Raw genomic sequence first — 19010 nt, forward strand, 5'->3', positions numbered from 1 at the left:
ATCGTTTTAAACAAAGATCATTCTTGTAGAAAGTGGTACTATTCAGATATAATGCGTGAGGAAGGTCTTAATAATTATCTTTGATTTAAGAGTGTATTTTCGAATGAGAAGTCTATTAAGGTTATTCATCGAAAGTGATAAAATCAACGCACGAGTTCGGGGAAGGAGGGGTGAGTGTGAAAAAAAATTATGCAGTCGTTGATATCGAAACGACAGGAACTGACCCCAAAACGGATCGGATCATTCAATTTGGTTGTGTATTGATTGAAGAAGGAAAAATCGTTACCCATTTTTCAACGGATATTAATCCAGATCAATCTATCCCACCACAAATTCAGACACTGACAGGAATTACGAATCAGCGTGTTCGAAGGGCGCCCTATTTTGAAGATGTCGCTCAGACGATTACCAATTTATTGGAGAATACGGTTTTTGTCGCCCATAATATCCATTTTGACTATCCCTTTTTAAGTAATGAGTTGGAACGTTGCGGTATGCCGCCGTTAGCAATACCAGGGATTGATACGGTGGAATTGGCACAAATATTCATGCCTACGTCATTGAGCTTTCGACTGAAGGATTTGGCTGAAGAGTTGCATTTAGTCCATGAAAATCCTCATCAAGCAGATAGTGATGCAGATGTTACTGCTCAACTATTATTGAACCTAGAATCAAAAATAAAAGAGTTGCCGATTGTCACCTTAGAGAAGATTATCGAAACCGCCGATCAGATGGCTTTTCAAACGAAGGATTATTTAGAAGATTGTTTAAAAGAAATGCAGGCTGATCCTAGACCCTTATCAAAAGATTTAGTTATTGTACAAGGTTTCGCTCTGCGAAAAAAAAGCGTACCGCTGTTTTCAGAGAATTACTTTGGAACAAAGGCGTATCCTCGCTCTCGAAAGGCAAAAGAAAAAGTTTACCAGGATGAATTGGAGTTTCGAAAAGAACAGGCTCGCTTAATGAATCTTGTCTATGATTTCTTTCATAAAAAAGAGGATAAGAACATCTTAGTAGAAGCGGCGACAGGGATCGGGAAGACATTAGGCTATTTACTGCCAATGAGTTTTTTGGCAACCCCTGAAAAACCGATCATTGTCAGTACGGTCTCTTTGCTGCTGCAGGAACAGATTATAAATCATGATTTACCGCTGATTAATCGATTATTGGATCAGCCGCTGCAGGCTGTAGTAATGAAAAGCAGTCGACACTATATAGATTTAGAGCGTTTCTATCAAAGCTTTCAAAAGAAATCCAAGCAAAAACAGTATACGTTTTACCAGATGGCCCTACTTGTCTGGTTGACCCAGACTGAAACAGGGGATTTTGATGAATTGAATATGACTAGTTTGAAGCATCCATTCTGGCAGGATGTTTCCCACTTAGGTCCGCACACATTGAATTCCAGCAGTCCTTTTTACGACGTGGACTTCATTCGTCATCGTCAGAGGAAACTAGCACAGAGCAATCTAATTGTTACGAATCATTCCTATTTGGCTCAAGAAGATCAGCGAAAGGAACCACAACTGCCTAAAAGTCTCTATCTCATTATTGATGAGGCGCATCATTTGAACCGTGTTTTGGAGAAAATCAGCAGCCAGCAGTTTAATTTGTTGGCGATCCAGCGAGGATTTCATCGATTGTTTGATGATCAGCAATTTGCTGTTTGGCAAAGCCTAGTCCAGAAGGATCATCAGACACTGCATGTACTTGAGATACTTCAAGATGTCATCCAAGAATTGAACGAAGATTTGACAGATTTTTATCAGATTTTTAAAGATGAGTATCCTACAGAAGATGAACGTTTAATTACGAAGGATATGATCGATCAGTTATCCTTAGCTGGAGAACAAGTATTGCAGCGAATCAGACGATTGTATCAAGACGCCTTGACTCTAGGTGATCAGATCCAAGGTTATTTTAGAACGCATAAAGAGACGTTTGGTATCAAAGAACAAGCTGATTGGAGTGATTTCCAGGCATTACTAGAGAATCTAGAGCAACAGCAGGTGGCTTTTGAAACGTTCAGTGAAAAATGGGATGCTCGATATATTCATTGGTTCAATGCTAAACGAAAAACGTTTCAGGTTCAGGACTTAGAGGCTTCATTGATTAGTCAAACAAAATGGTATGAACGGTATCGGCAGATTCTTTATCTAGGTGGAACGTTGAAAATCGGGAGTGATCGTCATTACTTTGCTAAACGCTGGGGAATTCCTGATACGCCATTGAAGATTATCAGTAGTCCCTACGATTATGCGAAACAAGCGCGATTGTACTTACCAACTAATAGTATCAGTGTTCAGTCAACATCGCCTGATCAGTATGCGAATTACGTCGCCGGTGTCGTTCAAAAAATGTCAGAAAATCAGCAACGCCCGATATTGGTATTATTTACCTCACATGATATTTTGAATCGTGTTTATCAACGTGTACGCGTCCCTTTATTAAATGAAGGAAGGGAAGTATTAGCTCAAGGAATCGGCGGCAGTCGAGAAAAGCTGCTAAAACGTTTCTTGTTGTCCAAGGATGCGCTATTGTTTGGAGCGGATAGTTTTTGGGAAGGCATTGATTTACCTGGCGATATTCTGCAGATTTTGATCGTTACCCGTTTGCCCTTTGAAAATCCTCAGCGGCTGCAGGTTAAGGCTCGCAATGATTTTTTGGCCTCTGAAGGGATAAATCCATTTTTCCAAGAGGCAGTTCCCCATGCTGCTTTGCGTTTACGACAAGCACTTGGGCGCCTGATTCGATCAGATAATGACAAGGGAGTTATGCTGCTTTTAGATCAGCGCTTCATCACTGCCAAGTACGGGGAAAAATTGAGGAAGGCGTTACCTAAAGAATTGCCGATCAAACAATTACCACTAGAAGAAATTTTGGCAGAAACTGATCAATTTTTAAATTCTGACAAAAGTGAAGAGAATTAATGAGTGAACGCCCTTCTTTTGGTATAATGTAGCTTGTCTGAGAGGAGTATGATTTTGGATACGAATAGTGCAGGACAACAGAAGCTCAATCGCTGGCTATTAGGAATCGTGACTTTTTTATTGATCATTATTGTGGCAGCGACCATGATTTTTATCCGTTCAAATCGTCCGATGCACCAGGCCAAAAAAGAAGCTGTTCAAATGGCAGAGAAATATGCCGACTTAAAAACGGTGGATCAATTTTATTGGTTTAACCGAGAAAAGACTTATTTTACCGTTACCGGTGAAAATAACACCGGCGAATCGATCATTGTGATTGTTCCAAAATCGGGTGAAAAAATTCGCGTCCTTAATCAAAAGGATGGGCTAACGGAACAACAAGCGGAAAAACGCTTTGAGAGTGATTACCCAGATTTGGTTTTTGAAAAGGCCAATTTGGGCATTTACCGTGATCAAACAGCTTGGGAAATCACGGCAAAAGACGATCAAGGCGCGATTCATTATTACTTGCTGGCCTTCAATGACGGCAAGACGATCAAAGCCATCAAAAAAATCTAAAAATCTTGGTAGGGGAGTTATCAGTTATGAAATTATCACAGCGTGTAACAAACTTAGAACCGTCCGTCACATTAGCAGCGACCGCTAAAGCCAAAGAATTGAAAGCCCAAGGATTAGACGTCATTAGTTTGACTGTCGGAGAACCGGATTTTACAACACCGGAGAATATTGAACAAGCCGCGATTGACGGGATCAAAAGCGGAAAAGTAAGTTTTTATACCGCTGCAGGTGGAACACCTGAGTTGAAGTCTGCAATCGTTGATTTCACTAAGAAAAATTATGATTTGACGATTGAACCCAAAAACGTTATCGTGACAAGCGGTGCAAAATTTGCATTATATACATTGTTTCAAACGATTTTGGATGCGGGAGATGAAGTGATCATCCCAGTTCCTTATTGGGTGAGTTACGGTGAACAAGTCAAATTAGCTCAAGGGAATCCAGTCTTTGTCAATGGAGACCTAAACAATGATTATAAAATCACGATTGAGCAGCTTGAAGATGCTCGCACTGAGCAGACGAAGGCAGTTATTCTAAATTCACCATCAAATCCTACGGGAATGATTTATACAGAGGAAGAATTGCGTGAAATTGGAGAATGGGCAGTCCGTCACGAGCTATTGATTGTCGCGGATGATATTTATGATCATCTTGTTTATAATGGGAACGAAGCACCGCACATTGCTTCTTTATCTGACGAGATATTCCATCATACAGTGATCATCAACGGTGTATCAAAAACCTATTCTATGACCGGTTGGCGAATTGGTTATGCGATTGGGAATGCAGAAATCATTGGTGGTATGACTTCAATTGCGTCACAGGCCACCAGTAATCCAACGGCCGTTAGCCAAGTGGCAGCAGTAGAGGCTTTGATTGGTGAACAAGAGACAGCTGAGAAAATGCGTCAAGCGTTTGAAGAACGGTTAAATACGATCTATCCAAAGGTAGCTGATTTACCAGGATTTAATCTAAAAAAACCCCAAGGTGCATTCTATCTGTTTCCGAACATCAAGGAAGCGATGGAGATGGGTGGTTACGACAACGTGACGACTTGGGTCAATGATTTGCTAGAACAAGAGCAGGTTGCCTTAGTCACAGGTGAAGGTTTTGGATCATCTGACAGTGTACGAATGAGTTATTCAGCTAGTATGGAGGATTTAGAAGAAGCTGTTGTGCGGATTCGCCGCTTTATTGAAAATAGTAAGAAGTAAAAACATCATTTCGGGATAAATATGTTAGGAGAGACATTTGTGGAACAAATTCAAATCATCGATGCCAAGAATCATGTTGGCGAAACAGTAAAAATCGGCGCTTGGGTCGCTAATAAACGTTCAAGCGGAAAAATCTCTTTCTTACAATTACGTGATGGAACAGCGTATTTCCAAGCCGTTGTTGTGAAAAGTGAAGTATCTGAAGAGGTCTTTCATTTAGCCAAAGAATTGACACAAGAAACATCCATCATCGTTACTGGAGAAATCCGTGAAGACACTCGTTCAAAATTTGGGTATGAGTTAGGGGTAAAGGAAATCGAAGTCATTGGTGAAAGCCATGATTACCCAATCACACCTAAAGAACATGGGGTAGATTTCTTGATGGACCATCGTCATCTTTGGTTGCGTTCATCACAACAACATGCCATCATGCTAATTCGTAACGAAGTGATCCGTGCGACATACGAATTCTTCAACAATAATGGATTTGTAAAAGTTGATCCGCCAATTTTAACAGGTTCTGCTCCTGAAGGAACTAGTGACTTGTTTGAGACGAATTATTTTGATCACAAAGCGTATTTATCTCAAAGTGGCCAATTGTACATGGAAGCAGCGGCTATGGCGTTAGGAAAAGTTTTCTCATTTGGGCCAACCTTCCGCGCAGAAAAATCGAAGACGCGTCGTCATCTGATCGAATTTTGGATGATTGAGCCTGAAATGGCATTCATGCATCAAGAAGATAGTCTAGAAGTTCAAGAGCAGTATGTAGCCTACTTAGTACAAAATGTTCTGGATAACTGTGACTACGCACTAGATGTTTTGGGTCGGGATAAAGAAATTTTAAAGAATTACACCGAACTTCCTTATCCACGAATTTCTTACGATGATGCTATTGAGTTGCTGAAGAAAAATGGTTTTGATGATATCGAGTGGGGAGAAGATTTTGGTTCGCCACATGAAACCTTTATCGCAAACTCGTTCGATCGTCCTGTCTTCATTTTGAATTATCCAAAGGCAATCAAGCCCTTCTACATGAAACCACATCCAACTCGTGAGGATGTTGTCATCTGTGCGGATTTGATCGCGCCAGAAGGTTACGGCGAAATCATTGGCGGATCAGAACGTGCGACGGATTACGATTACTTGTTAGAACAAATTCGTGAAACAGGTCTAAACGAAGAAGAATATTCATGGTATTTAGACTTACGTAAATATGGAACGGTACCACATTCTGGCTTTGGTCTAGGGCTAGAACGGACAATAACATTTATTGCTGGTATTGACCATGTGCGTGAAGCTATTCCTTTCCCTCGTTTATTAAACCGAATTTACCCATAATAGAAGACAAAGAAATAACGCTGAGAAGAGTCTCGGCGTTTTTTCTTTGTTTAAAACCCAATTTTTTCTATTAAAGATGCTTTCTCGTCGTTGTCATGTTGGAAATAGAGCTCTTCGTTCTTTTCGTCTTGCTCTTTCAAATTAGTCGTAACCACGGTTTTCACTTCTTCTTTGTCAATAGTCTTCTCAACGATTTGAGAAGCAGCCCCAAGAGTGATTAAAGTCAATGCAATAATAGTTAGTTTTTTCATGTTAAATCTCCTCCTAATTAAAATCCGATTTTTTCAGCGAAAGTATTTTCTTCATCGTGGTCATGTCCAAAATCAATGTCACTGTCTGTTTCGTCATGCTCTTTGAGGTTAGTCGTAACCACAGTTTTCACTTCTTCTTTGTCAATATTCTTCTCAACGATTTGAGAAGCAGCCCCAAGAGTAATCAGTGTCAATGCAATAATAGTTAGTTTTTTCATGTTAATGTTCTCCTTTTATGGTTTTATTGTGGGATAGTTTATTTGAAAAATTTACCTTTGAGTTCTTTTTTTACTAACTTAAAGAATTGTGTCATTACTTTTGAACAGGTTTCGACTGGTATCAAGGTTTCATTACTGATAAATTCAACGATGTCGGTTAAATGTTTTCGAGAGTAGCGGGTGATGTTTTTATCGCAATAGTTTTCATAACTTTTTGTGATACATTCAACGGTGTGGATCGATTCGTTTGTTTGGCTAGCTAATGTTTTGATTGTTTGTGTGTGATTCATGATGGGTTCCTCTTTTCTTGACCGACTGTCGGTCTAAATTAGTTTAATAGTTAAACTCAACAGTGTTTGTTGAGCTATGGGATAAAGATTTTTTGTAATTCTGTCATTGTCTCATCATAAGGGTAGACGGTTGGATTAATATCTAAGACTTTATAGATCAGATCGGTAGCAGCAATGACTCGGCTTTGGATTGTCTCAGGCGCCAATTTTTCAATGTTGTCAAACATGGTTTGAATTCCTGCAATAAGAAATTGAATGCTTTCAAGTGGAAAGTCTGTTCTGAATTCTTCTTGTTGTTTTCCTTCTTCAATAATCTCTGCTAAGAATGGACAAACTTGATTGATCGTTCCTTCAAGCGCTCGTTGTTTCATTAGTGCGTTTTCAGGCATTTGAAACTTATCGACGATTTCTTCTTTGCGAGTATCTTCTGAACTATTCTGTGAAAGAAAAGTGATCAGCTTCTGTAAAGCTGTAGCATTGGACTTTTGAATCTCTTTGGCTCGAAGGATTTCTTGGTCAATGATTTGTCCGATAACGGCATCTAAAACTTCCTCTTTAGAAACGAAGTAATGGTAGAAGGTTCCTTTAGCGATGCCAATTCGTTTCAAAATATCATTGATTGTAGTTTTGTTGAATCCTTTTGTTAGGAAAAATTCTTCGGCAGTTGCGATGATTTCATTTCTTCGTTCATCATGTTCCTTTACGATACGCATTTACTAACTCCTTTCTCTAAACCGACTGTCGGTCGTTGTTTGTATCTTTATAATACCGACCGATGGTCTAGTTGTCAATACTTTTTCGCATAAAAAATTATTTTATTTTATAAACCCTATTATATCAGGGTTTTAAAGCTGAATTATTTTTGAAAAAGCTTTCTTTTTATGCTTGACACATGAGTGATCATTCATATATAATAAACATGAAGAAACATTCATATGTAATTAGAGAGAAGGGTATCTCATGGAAAAAGTATATCGATTAGATGGATTAGATTGTGCAAACTGCGCAGCAAAAATTGAACGTTCGGTCCAACAAATTACTGGGGTTGAGAAAGCACAGGTTGATTTTATGAGTACGAAGCTCACGATTGTCGCTCCAGAAAAAGATATTGATCGAATCAGCGATGAGGCAAAAGAGATTGTTAATAAATTAGAGCCTGATGTTGAAGTTAACAGTGTCCAAACCGAAAAGGTAGAAGAAAGCTCTAAAGGCAAGATTATTCAGATTGGTGTGGCAATTGCTGCCTTAGCCTTACTTGCGATCTTTACACCACCAATGCCTTGGAAGCTGATTGCCTATCTGATTCTGTATCTATGGATCGGATATGATGTTTTGAAGACAGCTATTACGAATATTTTCCATGGAGCGATCTTTGATGAGAACTTCTTGATGGCGATCGCAACGGTTGGAGCGATTGCGATTGGTGAGTATCCGGAGGCTGTTGCGGTGATGCTATTTTATCAAGTAGGAGAGTTTTTCCAGGATTATGCCGTAGCGAAATCAAGAAAATCAATCACTTCATTATTAGCGATTCGTCCTGATTCAGCAAATTTAATTCAAAATGGCGAAATCAAAAAGGTTGCCCCAGAAGCTATCAAAGTTGGTGATCGTATTTTGATTAAGCCAGGGGAGAAGGTTCCATTGGATGGGATTGTGAAGGAAGGAAACTCCATGTTGGATACGTCAGCCTTAACTGGAGAATCTGTTCCCCGCAGTATCCATCCTGATGAACAGATTCTTAGTGGCTTCATTAATCAAAGTGGGCAATTGACGGTAGAAGTCACAACCACCTTTGGCGAATCGACAGTTAGCAAGATTTTAGATTTGGTAGAAAATGCCAGCAGTAAAAAAGCACCGGCTGAGAATTTTATTACCAGTTTCGCACGCTACTATACACCAATCGTGGTTGGATTGGCAGTCTTGTTGGCGGTGGTTCCACCACTTGTTACGGGCGAACCTTTTTATGATTGGGTTTATCGTGCCTTAACCTTCTTAGTTATTTCTTGTCCTTGTGCATTGGTTATCTCCGTTCCATTAAGTTTCTTTGGTGGGATCGGAGGGGCAAGTAAAGCTGGAGTCTTGATCAAAGGCAGTAATTATATTGAAACCTTAGCCAATGTAGAAACGTTGGTTTTTGATAAAACAGGAACCTTAACAAAAGGTGTCTTTGAAGTCCAAACAGTTGAAACAACGATTGATCAAAAAGATTTCTTACGCTATGTCGCGAGTGCGGAGCAAAGTTCAAGCCACCCTATCGCACAGTCAATCGTAAAATATGTGGATCAGCCTTTGGCAGCAGTTAGCCAACTGGAAGAAATTGCCGGTTTTGGTATTTCTGTTGAGATTGAAGGACATCACTTCTTAGTTGGAAATGAAAAGCTATTAGCGAAATATGATATTTCCTTCCAAGCGGTTAATGAAATCGGAACGATCGTTTATGTCGCAATGGATGAAGAATACATTGGACATTTAGTCATAGCGGATGAATTGAAGGATCATGTGACGACTGCTTTGACTGAAGTAAAAAATCTTGGTGTGAAGCGGACAGTGATGCTGACTGGGGACAACCGTGGAATTGCGGAGGCAATCGGCAAGAAAATCGGTATCGATCAAGTCTATAGTGAGTTGTTACCGGAAGATAAAGTTCTTCATTTAGAAGATGAATTGAAACGTGAACAAAAAACAGCTTTTGTCGGTGATGGCATGAATGATGCACCAGTACTTGCGCGGGCGGATATTGGGATCGCTATGGGTGGACTTGGTTCCGATGCAGCGATTGAAGCGGCAGATGTGGTTATTATGGACGATCAGCCGGCGAAAATTCCTACTGCGATTCGTATCGCGCGTAAAACAATGGGAATCGTTAAACAAAACATTGTCTTTGCAATCGGTGTGAAGATTCTCGTCCTGATCCTAGGTGCATTAGGTTTTGCTACTATGTATGCCGCTGTTTTTGCAGATGTCGGTGTAACTGTGATCGCTGTTTTGAATGCAATGCGTTGTTTGAAAATCAAATAATTAATACAAAGGCTTTGTGGCAATCGTTGCTGCAAAGCTTTTTTTTGTGCTCCATAAAAAATAATTGAAAAAAAGCTGTCTTATTGGTTGACGGCGAACGATTACAATTGTAAACTAAAAGTGTGGATTACAAATGTAAACGAAAGGAGTGATACTTATGACTATGACGGTTACACCAATCAAGATTAGTGATTCGGAATGGGAAGTCATGCGGGTGATTTGGACACAGGGGTCTACTACAGCACAGGAAATTATTGCTATTCTTGGGCAAACGATGGAATGGAAGCCTGCGACAATCAAGACTTTGTTAGGTCGCCTAGTAAAAAAGGAAGCTGTGCGAACGGAACAGTCAGGAAAAAAATATATTTATTATCCTGCAATTAGCGAAGGCGAGACAGTTAAAAGTGCGACAGAAAATTTGTTTTCTCATATCTGTGCAAAGAGAATCGGGGAAACCATTGCTGAGCTTGTAGCCGAGGCAGAATTGACGGATGCAGATGTGGCGTTGATCAAAGAGCAGTTAGTAAATAAGAAGACTGTTGAAAAAATCGAATGTAATTGCATTCCTGGACAATGCGAATGCAATCACCATAAATAAAAAAACAATTATAAGGAGAGAAACAATCATGAAAAAACAATTTGCAATCAACGGAATGAGCTGTAATCACTGCGTAGCGAACGTGGAAAAGGCGATCAATCAATTGGATGGGATCGATAAAGTAAAAATCAACCTAAAGAAAAATCAAGGGGTTGTAAAATTTGATGAAGCACAGGTTTCAGCAGATCAAATCGCTGCGGCAGTGACCGAAGCAGGGTATGAAACTGAGGTGATCTAATTGGCAGAGGCAACAGTAGAAACATTCGCGATCACAGGTATGACTTGTGCCAACTGTTCTGCTCGAGTAGAAAAGGAATTGAAGGCGACAGAAGGTGTATTAGAAGCGAATGTCAATTTGGCTACGGAAAAGGCCACCGTTCAATTTGATGAGACATTGACGGCAGAAAACTTAATTCAACGAGTCGAAGCAATTGGTTATGGCGCGATTCTTTTTGACGATGCCCATAAACAAAAAATTGAGCAGGAAAAAGCGGCGCGTCTAAAAAAAATGAAACGGGATCTGATTTTGAGTGCTGTTTTAGTTGCACCGCTGATGATCGCTATGATTGCGATGCTGCTAGGAAGTCATGCGGGCTGGGTTCATTTTCTTCATCTGCCTTGGGTTCAGTTGATCTTAGTAACACCCGTTCAATTTGGTGTCGGAATGCGTTTTTATCGCGGCGCGTATCATGCTTTGAAAACTAAAGCTCCGAATATGGATGTTTTGGTAGCGATGGGAACAACGGCGGCCTTTGCCTTGAGTGTTTATAATGGCTTCTTTAATCCATACAATTCCGATCTATACTTTGAAAGCAGCGGTATGATCATTACTTTGATTTTGCTAGGAAAGTATTTAGAACAAAAAGCCAAAACAAAAACAAGCGATGCGATTAAACAGCTCATGAGTTTACAGGCGAAGACGGCAACGATCATCGTTGACGGCGAAGAAAAAGAGGTACCGATCGAGACAGTGCAGGCAGGTGATCTGCTGCGGGTACGGCCGGGGGAACAGATTCCAGTAGATGGAAAAATAGTTGCTGGTCAAACGACGATTGATGAAAGTATGCTGACTGGTGAAAGCTTACCGGTGGATAAGCAAATTGACGATCAGGTGTTTGGCGGAACAGTTAACACGACAGGCAGTATCCAGTTTAATGCTACTCAAGTCGGTAGTATGACGGTCCTTTCACGAATCATTCGGATGGTGGAAGATGCGCAAGGAGAAAAAGCACCAATCCAACAAATCGCAGATAAAATCTCAAAGGTATTTGTTCCAACAGTTTTAGGAATTGCTTTACTTACATTGCTTGCTACGGGTTTATTCACCGGCGATTGGCAACAAGCGATCGTCCACAGTGTTTCCGTTCTAGTAATCGCTTGTCCCTGCGCATTAGGTCTGGCAACGCCAACAGCGATCATGGTTGGGACCGGCTTAGGGGCAAAATCCGGTATTTTAATCAAAGGCGGCGGTGCCTTGGAGAAAATTGCTCATTTGACAACGATTGTCTTAGATAAAACAGGAACAATTACTGAGGGAAAACCTGTGGTGGCAGATTTTGACTCTTCTGATCCGCAGGCCTTGGCTTACTTAACGAGTTTGGAACAATACTCTGAACATCCTTTAGCCAAAGCAATCTATCAGTATGGGAAAGAGCAGACAGAGCTTTTGCCAGTTGAAAATTTTGAGAGTTTGACAGGACAGGGAGTGACTGGAACAATCGACGGGACCTCTTATTTTGTCGGGTCAAAACGGGGATTGAAGGAGCGAAATATTTCATTTTCCAAAGAACGTGTGCTAGCGTTAGAAGAGGAAGGAAAAACAGTCATGTTTTTAACCGATCAGGAACGCGTTCTGGCGATGATTTCAGTAACGGATCAAGTCAAACATTCTTCTAAAGCTGCGATTGACGCGCTGCATCAGCTTGGAATCAATGTAAAAATGCTGACGGGGGATAATCCTCAGACAGCTCGTTTTATTGGAGCCCAGGTTGGACTTCAAGAGTCTGATATTGTCGCTGAGGTTTTACCTGAAGACAAAGCACAGGTTGTAAAAGAGCTCCAAGGGAAGAACGAATCGGTAGGTATGGTAGGAGATGGGATCAATGATGCTCCTGCACTAGCTTTGGCAGATATCGGGATTGCGATGGGCAGCGGAACGGATATCGCCATGGAGACAGCGGACATTACCTTAATGAACAGCGATCTTCTATCGGTTGAAAAAAGTATTCGTTTATCCAAGTTAACACTAAGAAAAATCAAACAAAATTTATTCTGGGCGTTTTTATACAATGTGATCGGTATTCCTTTTGCGGCATTAGGCTTCTTGAATCCGATCATCGCTGGTGGTGCCATGGCCTTTAGTTCGGTTAGTGTACTGCTAAACTCGCTTAGTTTAAATCAGAAAAAATTGTAGGAGTGATTTCTGATGAAACAGGGAGAACAAAAACAAATGAATGAATCAATGGGAATGGATCATTCAATGCATGAACATCACGAGATGGATCATGGGATGGATGACCACGATCATCACAATATGAATCATGGAATGGGTGGACATGATCATCAGGATATGGATCATGGAGGAATGGATCATTCGATGCATATGGGGAATTTCAAACAGAAGTTTTGGCTCTCGCTTGTTTTATCGATCCCCATCATCGTGCTATCCCCTATGATGGGGATGCAGCTGCCATTCCAATTTACTTTTCCTGGATCTGAATGGGTCGTATTGGTTTTAGCCACGATTCTTTTTATTTATGGCGGTCAGCCTTTCTTGAGCGGTGCCAAAATGGAATTGAAAATGAAGAGTCCTGCTATGATGACCTTGATCGCGATGGGGATATCCGTAGCTTATATTTATAGCTTGTACTCCTTTATTGTCAATAAGATAAACCCTCATGAGCATGTAATGGACTTTTTCTGGGAACTAGCTACTTTGATTGTCATTATGCTATTAGGGCATTGGGTGGAAATGAGTGCGGTATCGAATGCTAGCAATGCCTTGAAGAAATTAGCAGAATTGCTGCCAGATGAAGTCAATAAGCTTGAAGCAGATGGTTCGACGAAAAAAGTGAAGCTGCAGGACATTCATTCTGGCGACCGGTTATTGGTTCGCGCCGGAGATAAGATGCCAACGGATGGAGAAATCATGGATGGCTCCACAATCGTCGATGAGTCAGCAGTGACAGGGGAATCGAAAGGTGTTCAGAAAAACGTCGGTGATAAAGTTATTGGTGGTTCAGTCAATGGTGACGGAACCATTCAAGTAAAAGTAACAGGAACCGGTGAAGACGGCTACTTGGCCAAAGTTATGACGATGGTGAAGGAAGCTCAGCAAGAAAAATCAAAACTAGAATCTATTTCTGATAAAGTGGCAAAATGGCTGTTTTATGTTGCCTTAGCTGCGGGGATTTTAACGTTTATTGCTTGGCTGATCGTAGCAGACCTGCCAGAAGCCTTGGATCGAATGGTGACAGTCTTCGTTATTGCTTGTCCTCATGCTTTAGGGTTGGCGATTCCTTTAGTTATTGCACGCTCGACTTCTTTGGCTGCAAAAAATGGGCTATTGCTGAAAAGTCGACAGGCCTTAGAGCAAGGAAATCAATTGGATTATGTCTTCCTTGATAAGACGGGAACATTGACAGAAGGAAAATTTACAGTAACTGGTGTGGAAGTGCTGACTGATATGGATAAAGAAGAAGTCCTAAAATACATTGGTGCTTTGGAAAGTCAAACCAATCATCCGTTAGCGGTGGGTGTCATGAACTACTTGAAGTCTGAAAAGATCGAACCTTATCAAGCACAGGATGTGTCGACTTTAAAAGGGATCGGCGTAAGCGGCTCGGTTGAAGGACATCAAGTGATTTTGGCCAACCAGAAGGAAGTAGAAAAGCGGAAACTAAGCGTTGATCAAGAAAAGCTGAAGGATTATCAAGCACAAGGAAATACGATCTCCTTCCTATTAGTAGATGATCAATTGATCGCTTTCTTTGCAATGGGAGATACGCTAAAAGATCAAGCGCAAGATTTCATCAAGAATTTGAGGAATGTCGGAATTGAACCTGTAATGCTGACTGGAGATAACAAAGCTGCAGCGAAAGCAGTGGCCGAGTATTTGGGCATCAAAGAGTTTTACAGCGAATTATTGCCGGATGATAAAGAAAAAATTATCAAGAGCTACACCGATAAGAGTAAAAAGGTAATGATGGTAGGCGATGGAATCAATGACGCACCAGCTTTAGCCAGAGCGTCTATCGGGATGGCTATCGGAGCAGGAACAGATATTGCGATTGATTCTGCAGATGTCGTTTTAACCAATAGTAACCTATCGGATATTTTGAAATTTGTACGTTTGGCTAAAAACACACATCGAAAAATGATTCAAAATCTATGGTGGGGAGCCGGCTATAATATCCTAGCCATTCCACTTGCAGCAGGTGTTTTGGCTCCAATAGGAATTTTGTTAAGTCCAGCGGTTGGTGCGATTCTTATGTCCTTAAGTACGATTATCGTAGCTATTAATGCGATGACTTTAAGCGTCTGATTATTCAGACGCTATTTTTTTTTGAAAAAAGTTGAGAAAAAACTTTCGTTCGTTTTGTGCTATTTTTTAATTAGGGGAATTATATGCATAGAAAAGAGGGCGAGAAGGATGATTTGGCAATTTATAGCAAGAAAAAAATGTCAGCGACAATTGGAATTGATCGGATTAGTAAAAGAAGAAATGTACACAGTGACAGAAATGGCCAAGCAGATAAAGGTCAGTCGAAGAACCATACTGCGCTATCTTAAGGATCTTCAGCAAAAGGGCTATGTAATAAAAGAGCGAGAGTGGCATCTAAACTATCAAAATAAAAAAAGCTATTCGGAGCTGTATCGAATGTTGCTGATGACAGATCCACGGTTTCAACTTTTTCGACAGTTTCTTTGGGGTCAAGGTTCTGAAACGGTTAATTATTCTAAATTGAAAGAACTCAATCGACAATTAATCTATTTAAATCTTTCTGCCGATTGCAAAATAGGAGGCTTATTAGGAGAAAGCGGACTGATCTTCTTATTGCAGCTCCGCTATTTACGAGACTTTTATTATTTTGAGGAAGCAGAAATCTTTCAGCAAATGGAGCAATATCATCAGAGGAGTCCTATGATCTCTATAAGTAAAGAACTGTTTCCAGATGATAAGAGTCTCCAAGCCTTTATTGAGAAATTTGAATTGCAATCCAAGTTTGCTCCGTATTTTTATTTTGATTATATGCGGTATCACTTTCAAATATTTGTTGATTTTTATCACTGTCATAAAAGTTATCAGACAAATTTATATCATGAGGTCAAACAGGCTGGTAAAATTATCGGGGAAGTAATAAACTGGAAAAACGAAGTATTAGAGAACACCTTCTATGTGAAGCTGTTCGATCTATTTTTTGGAATTCATCAGGGGCTGCCGCTAACGGTTTTCAATTTAAAGTGGCAGAAAAGCATTGTCTCAGAGAATTATTACCATCTTAGTAAAGAATTGAAGAGGCAACTCCCTTTACTGAACAATTGTCGTGTAGACGAGTTGGCTTTGGCGGTAAAGAACATTCTTTTTGTGAGTCATTATACGGCCTTGGCAACAGCGCCTAACCTAGAATCGTCGCTACTGATTCAAGAAAAGTTTCAGCCTTTTTTACTCTCTGATTAGGGAATGTTTTGATGAAGATTTTTCTTCAAGAAAGGTTATGCTATAATGATGAAGACTATGTTGAAGATGCCGTTCTATTTCACACGTTTGTACTATTTTTTACGTGTGATCAGCAGGTATACAGATGAAAATAATTTAGTTCTTTCTTTTGAGAAACTATTTAATTGGAGGAGAGCAGAATGGGGTTACGAAAACTAGATGTTCCGACATCTTCGATTACAGAAGTAAAAAAATCACCAATGGACGTTTTTGCTCAGGCTCGTAAAGCAGAGACGGGTGTTTACATTTTTAATCGTGAAAAAATTGCTGGTGTGATGCTGACCAAAGAGCAGTATGAAGCATTAGTGGAAGAATTGAATACTTTGCGTGATACTTTATACCAACCAGTAGAGCGAGAGCTTCCTGTTCCAGAGGAATTAGAAGAGCTGGCAACAGCCTTACGAACAACGTTGGCTAAGGGCTCAGTGATCTCTGCTCGTTACTTAGATGAACGCATGGTAGCGACCGGCTTTATCACCAAGAAAACCGGTTTTGGTGGGGTAACAGAAATGATGAAAGAGTTGGAAGATACAGGAAAAATTATCTACCAACTACGTCGTCGCGAACATAACAAAGTTATCTATGCTGAAATTTTTGGCGAGCCGCAAGAATTCCAACGGGGTTCTGCCGACAAGTTGATGATTCGCAAAGTAAATCTGATCGAACGATAGACAGTCGCCACTGTCTATTTTTTTTGCCAGTTTTACTTCCTGCTTTAGCAGATTCGTAAAATGGTATGCGTATGAAAATGCGAAGAATTTTTTACTTCAGAAAAAATTCATCCATATAATTGAGGTAGCTGCGAGTTCCACTTCGTACTTTTAGTACGATTAGTGGAATCGTATGCGCAGTGAAGATAGAACTCATTTTTCCCAAGAAAAATGAATGCCTTTAAAGGAGCTAGCTGCCAGACCTACTTCTTACTTGCGTGATTAGAAAAATCGGATGTGTACGAAAATTATTCATTATAAATTAAACCTCTGCTTAATTTCCTCTTATGTTCAACAGGATTAATTGTCTGTGAACAAACGTTCGTTTATAATAGAACTAGAATGATTCGCTGAAGGGAGGGGAATCGGTTGGCTGAGTTGGTGTTTCCATTAAAAAATGATACATCAAGGAAAATAATTCATATTGATATGGATGCCTTTTTTGCCTCCGTGGAGGAACGGGATGATCCTGAATTGGCGAAGCATCCGTTGGTGATTGCTCGCCATCCTTCCGATACCGGCGGCAAAGGGGTCGTGACGACAGCGAATTACAAGGCGCGGGTCTATGGTATCCATTCGGCCATGAGTGCGCAAAAAGCGTATGAATTATGTCCGCAGGCGATTTTTAAGCCGGGGGATCACGCAAAATACAGTGCAGTTTCAAAGCAGGTACGAGAAATTTTTCATCGCTATACGGATATTATCGAACCTGTTTCGATAGATGAAGCCTATCTTGATGTGACAGAAAATAAGATTGATGCGCGTTCTGCCATCAAAATTGCCCGCATGATTCAGCAGGATATTTGGCAAGAGCTGCAGCTGACCTGTTCTGCTGGCGTCAGCTACAATAAATTTTTGGCCAAGCTAGCTTCTGATTATCAAAAGCCGAAGGGAATGACGGTGATATCACCAGAAGAGGCCGTCGTTTTTCTGAAACGTTTGCCGATTGAAAAGTTTCATGGGGTAGGTAAGAAGACAGTGCCAAAAATGAATGAACTTGGTATTTTTACGGGCGCGGATTTGTACGAGAAGAGTGAAATGTTCCTAATTCAAGAATTCGGGAAGATGGGCTATTCTCTATATCGAAAAGTGCGAGGCATCCATGATTCGCCAGTGAGCATCACTCGTGAGCGAAAATCTGTTGGCAAGGAGCATACCTATGGCCGTCCCTTATCAACAGAGGACGAAGTGTTAAGTCAATTAAGACAGCTGGCAGAGAAGGTGGAAGGATCGCTAAAACGAGTCCAGCGTCATGGGAAAACGGTCGTCGTTAAGATTCGTTATGCGGATTACACGACGGTGACGCGCCGGGTTACTTTGCCTTACTACATAGAAAAGAAAGAAGAGTTGTTTTCTCAAGCAAGCTTGATTTGGGAGGAGATCGGCGGCGTAGAAAAAGGGATCCGATTAGTCGGTATTACCCTGACCAATCTAGATCCCGTCGCCTATGAAAATATTGTATTGCCATTGTGGGAAGAGCGATCAAATTAGATCGCTTTTTTTGATTTGTTCAAAGGCTTTTTCTGAATCATGAAGCTTTTCCCAGATGACCACTTCGCCTTTTGCCAATGATTTTTTAACATCAATGATGCGCTGATTTGAGCTGCCGCGGAATTGCAGCATCAAGTTTTTCTTTGAAAGCTCAAAACGGCCATCAACAAGAATATCAATCTTACTCAACATTTCAAGCTTGTCTTCGCTATCCAGCAGCAGTTCTTCAAAAGTATACCCACTCCAGGACCAAATATCCTTTGTATCACCAAATTCACTGCGTAGACGATGAATCACTTTTAAACAGACTTGTGTATTTAGGAAGGGCTCGCCGCCTAAAAAGGTCACTCCTTGAACATAATCATGAGCAGTATCGGCAATCAGCTGATCTTCTATTTCTTGTGTGAAGGGTTTGCCGTAGTGAAAATTTTGGGAGGCAGCATTAAAGCAGCCTTCGCAAGCAAAGGGACAGCCGCTAACATAAAGACTGTTGCGGACGCCTTCACCATCAACAAAGTTGAAGGGCTTGTAATCGGCGATGTATTGTTGACTTAATTCGCTGGCCAACCACTCTTTTGGTTTAGGATTACGCATATTTTTCACCTTTCAAGTAAAACAGGGAGCGGCAAAGAGCGCCGTCCCTGTCATAAATAGTTCTGTTCATTGGTTCTTTTA

At 40.6% G+C, this 19010-nt stretch carries 17 protein-coding genes; 12 read left to right on the forward strand and 5 right to left on the reverse strand.

Annotated features, from left to right (window positions below; translation table 11 throughout):
- Positions 1-176: 176 nt before the first annotated feature.
- Genes RV13_RS12675 through asnS form a run of 4 tightly spaced genes read left to right on the forward strand, consistent with a single transcriptional unit; the run spans position 177 to position 6040 of the window.
- Complete coding sequence (locus RV13_RS12675; protein WP_010745639.1) at positions 177-2930, forward strand: helicase C-terminal domain-containing protein; 2754 nt, start codon at positions 177-179, stop codon at positions 2928-2930.
- Positions 2931-2984: 54 nt separating this feature from the next.
- Entirely contained in the window at positions 2985-3488 is a 504-nt protein-coding gene (locus RV13_RS12680) for a cell wall elongation regulator TseB-like domain-containing protein (RefSeq protein ID WP_060789087.1), read from the forward strand.
- Between the two features lie 26 nt (positions 3489-3514).
- Positions 3515-4702: a pyridoxal phosphate-dependent aminotransferase gene (locus tag RV13_RS12685; protein ID WP_060789086.1), complete on the forward strand. Its 1188-nt coding sequence runs from the start codon at positions 3515-3517 to the stop codon at positions 4700-4702.
- 39 nt (positions 4703-4741) lie between these two features.
- Positions 4742-6040, forward strand: coding sequence for an asparagine--tRNA ligase (asnS, locus tag RV13_RS12690; RefSeq protein WP_060789085.1), 1299 nt, complete (start codon positions 4742-4744; stop codon positions 6038-6040).
- Between the two features lie 50 nt (positions 6041-6090).
- Here the strand turns inward: asnS and RV13_RS12695 are convergent, their stop codons facing one another.
- From RV13_RS12695 to RV13_RS12710, 4 genes are all read right to left on the reverse strand, one after another.
- Entirely contained in the window at positions 6091-6291 is a 201-nt protein-coding gene (locus RV13_RS12695) for a hypothetical protein (protein ID WP_060789084.1), read from the reverse strand.
- A gap of 17 nt (positions 6292-6308) precedes the next feature.
- Complete coding sequence (locus RV13_RS12700) at positions 6309-6509, reverse strand: hypothetical protein (protein ID WP_060789083.1); 201 nt, start codon at positions 6507-6509, stop codon at positions 6309-6311.
- A 38-nt stretch (positions 6510-6547) separates the two neighbouring features.
- Entirely contained in the window at positions 6548-6799 is a 252-nt protein-coding gene (locus tag RV13_RS12705) for a hypothetical protein (RefSeq protein ID WP_060789082.1), read from the reverse strand.
- Between the two features lie 74 nt (positions 6800-6873).
- Complete coding sequence (locus tag RV13_RS12710) at positions 6874-7512, reverse strand: TetR/AcrR family transcriptional regulator (RefSeq protein ID WP_060789081.1); 639 nt, start codon at positions 7510-7512, stop codon at positions 6874-6876.
- A 247-nt stretch (positions 7513-7759) separates the two neighbouring features.
- On the opposite strand from RV13_RS12710, the gene RV13_RS12715 reads away from it, so the two are divergent.
- From RV13_RS12715 to dinB, 8 genes are all read left to right on the forward strand, one after another.
- Entirely contained in the window at positions 7760-9817 is a 2058-nt protein-coding gene (locus RV13_RS12715; protein ID WP_060789080.1) for a heavy metal translocating P-type ATPase, read from the forward strand.
- A 157-nt stretch (positions 9818-9974) separates the two neighbouring features.
- A complete protein-coding gene (locus RV13_RS12720; protein ID WP_060789079.1) occupies positions 9975-10415 on the forward strand; it encodes a CopY/TcrY family copper transport repressor in 441 nt (146 codons plus the stop codon).
- 28 nt (positions 10416-10443) lie between these two features.
- Positions 10444-10653 carry a copper chaperone CopZ gene (gene copZ, locus RV13_RS12725; RefSeq protein ID WP_010745648.1) on the forward strand — a complete coding sequence of 70 codons (210 nt, stop codon included), beginning with the start codon at positions 10444-10446 and terminating at the stop codon, positions 10651-10653.
- Positions 10654-10692: 39 nt separating this feature from the next.
- Positions 10693-12828: a heavy metal translocating P-type ATPase gene (locus tag RV13_RS12730; protein WP_373278372.1), complete on the forward strand. Its 2136-nt coding sequence runs from the start codon at positions 10693-10695 to the stop codon at positions 12826-12828.
- Between the two features lie 12 nt (positions 12829-12840).
- Entirely contained in the window at positions 12841-14958 is a 2118-nt protein-coding gene (locus RV13_RS12735) for a heavy metal translocating P-type ATPase (RefSeq protein ID WP_060789077.1), read from the forward strand.
- A gap of 108 nt (positions 14959-15066) precedes the next feature.
- Positions 15067-16095 (forward strand): helix-turn-helix domain-containing protein, encoded by a 1029-nt coding sequence (locus RV13_RS12740; protein ID WP_060789076.1) that lies wholly within the window; start codon positions 15067-15069, stop codon positions 16093-16095.
- Positions 16096-16274: 179 nt separating this feature from the next.
- A complete protein-coding gene (locus RV13_RS12745) occupies positions 16275-16805 on the forward strand; it encodes a hypothetical protein (RefSeq protein WP_010745652.1) in 531 nt (176 codons plus the stop codon).
- Between the two features lie 408 nt (positions 16806-17213).
- The gene (gene dinB / locus RV13_RS12750) at positions 17214-18335 is read left to right on the forward strand and encodes a DNA polymerase IV (protein WP_010745653.1); all 1122 of its coding nucleotides are present in this window, start codon (positions 17214-17216) and stop codon (positions 18333-18335) included.
- Here the strand turns inward: dinB and nrdG are convergent.
- The gene (gene nrdG / locus RV13_RS12755) at positions 18327-18929 is read right to left on the reverse strand and encodes an anaerobic ribonucleoside-triphosphate reductase activating protein (protein ID WP_060789075.1); all 603 of its coding nucleotides are present in this window, start codon (positions 18927-18929) and stop codon (positions 18327-18329) included. The two genes, dinB and nrdG, sit on opposite strands and share 9 nt — an antisense overlap.
- Between the last annotated feature and the right edge of the window lie 81 nt (positions 18930-19010).

This window comes from Enterococcus raffinosus (assembly GCF_001886185.1).
GTDB lineage: Bacteria > Bacillota > Bacilli > Lactobacillales > Enterococcaceae > Enterococcus_A > Enterococcus_A raffinosus.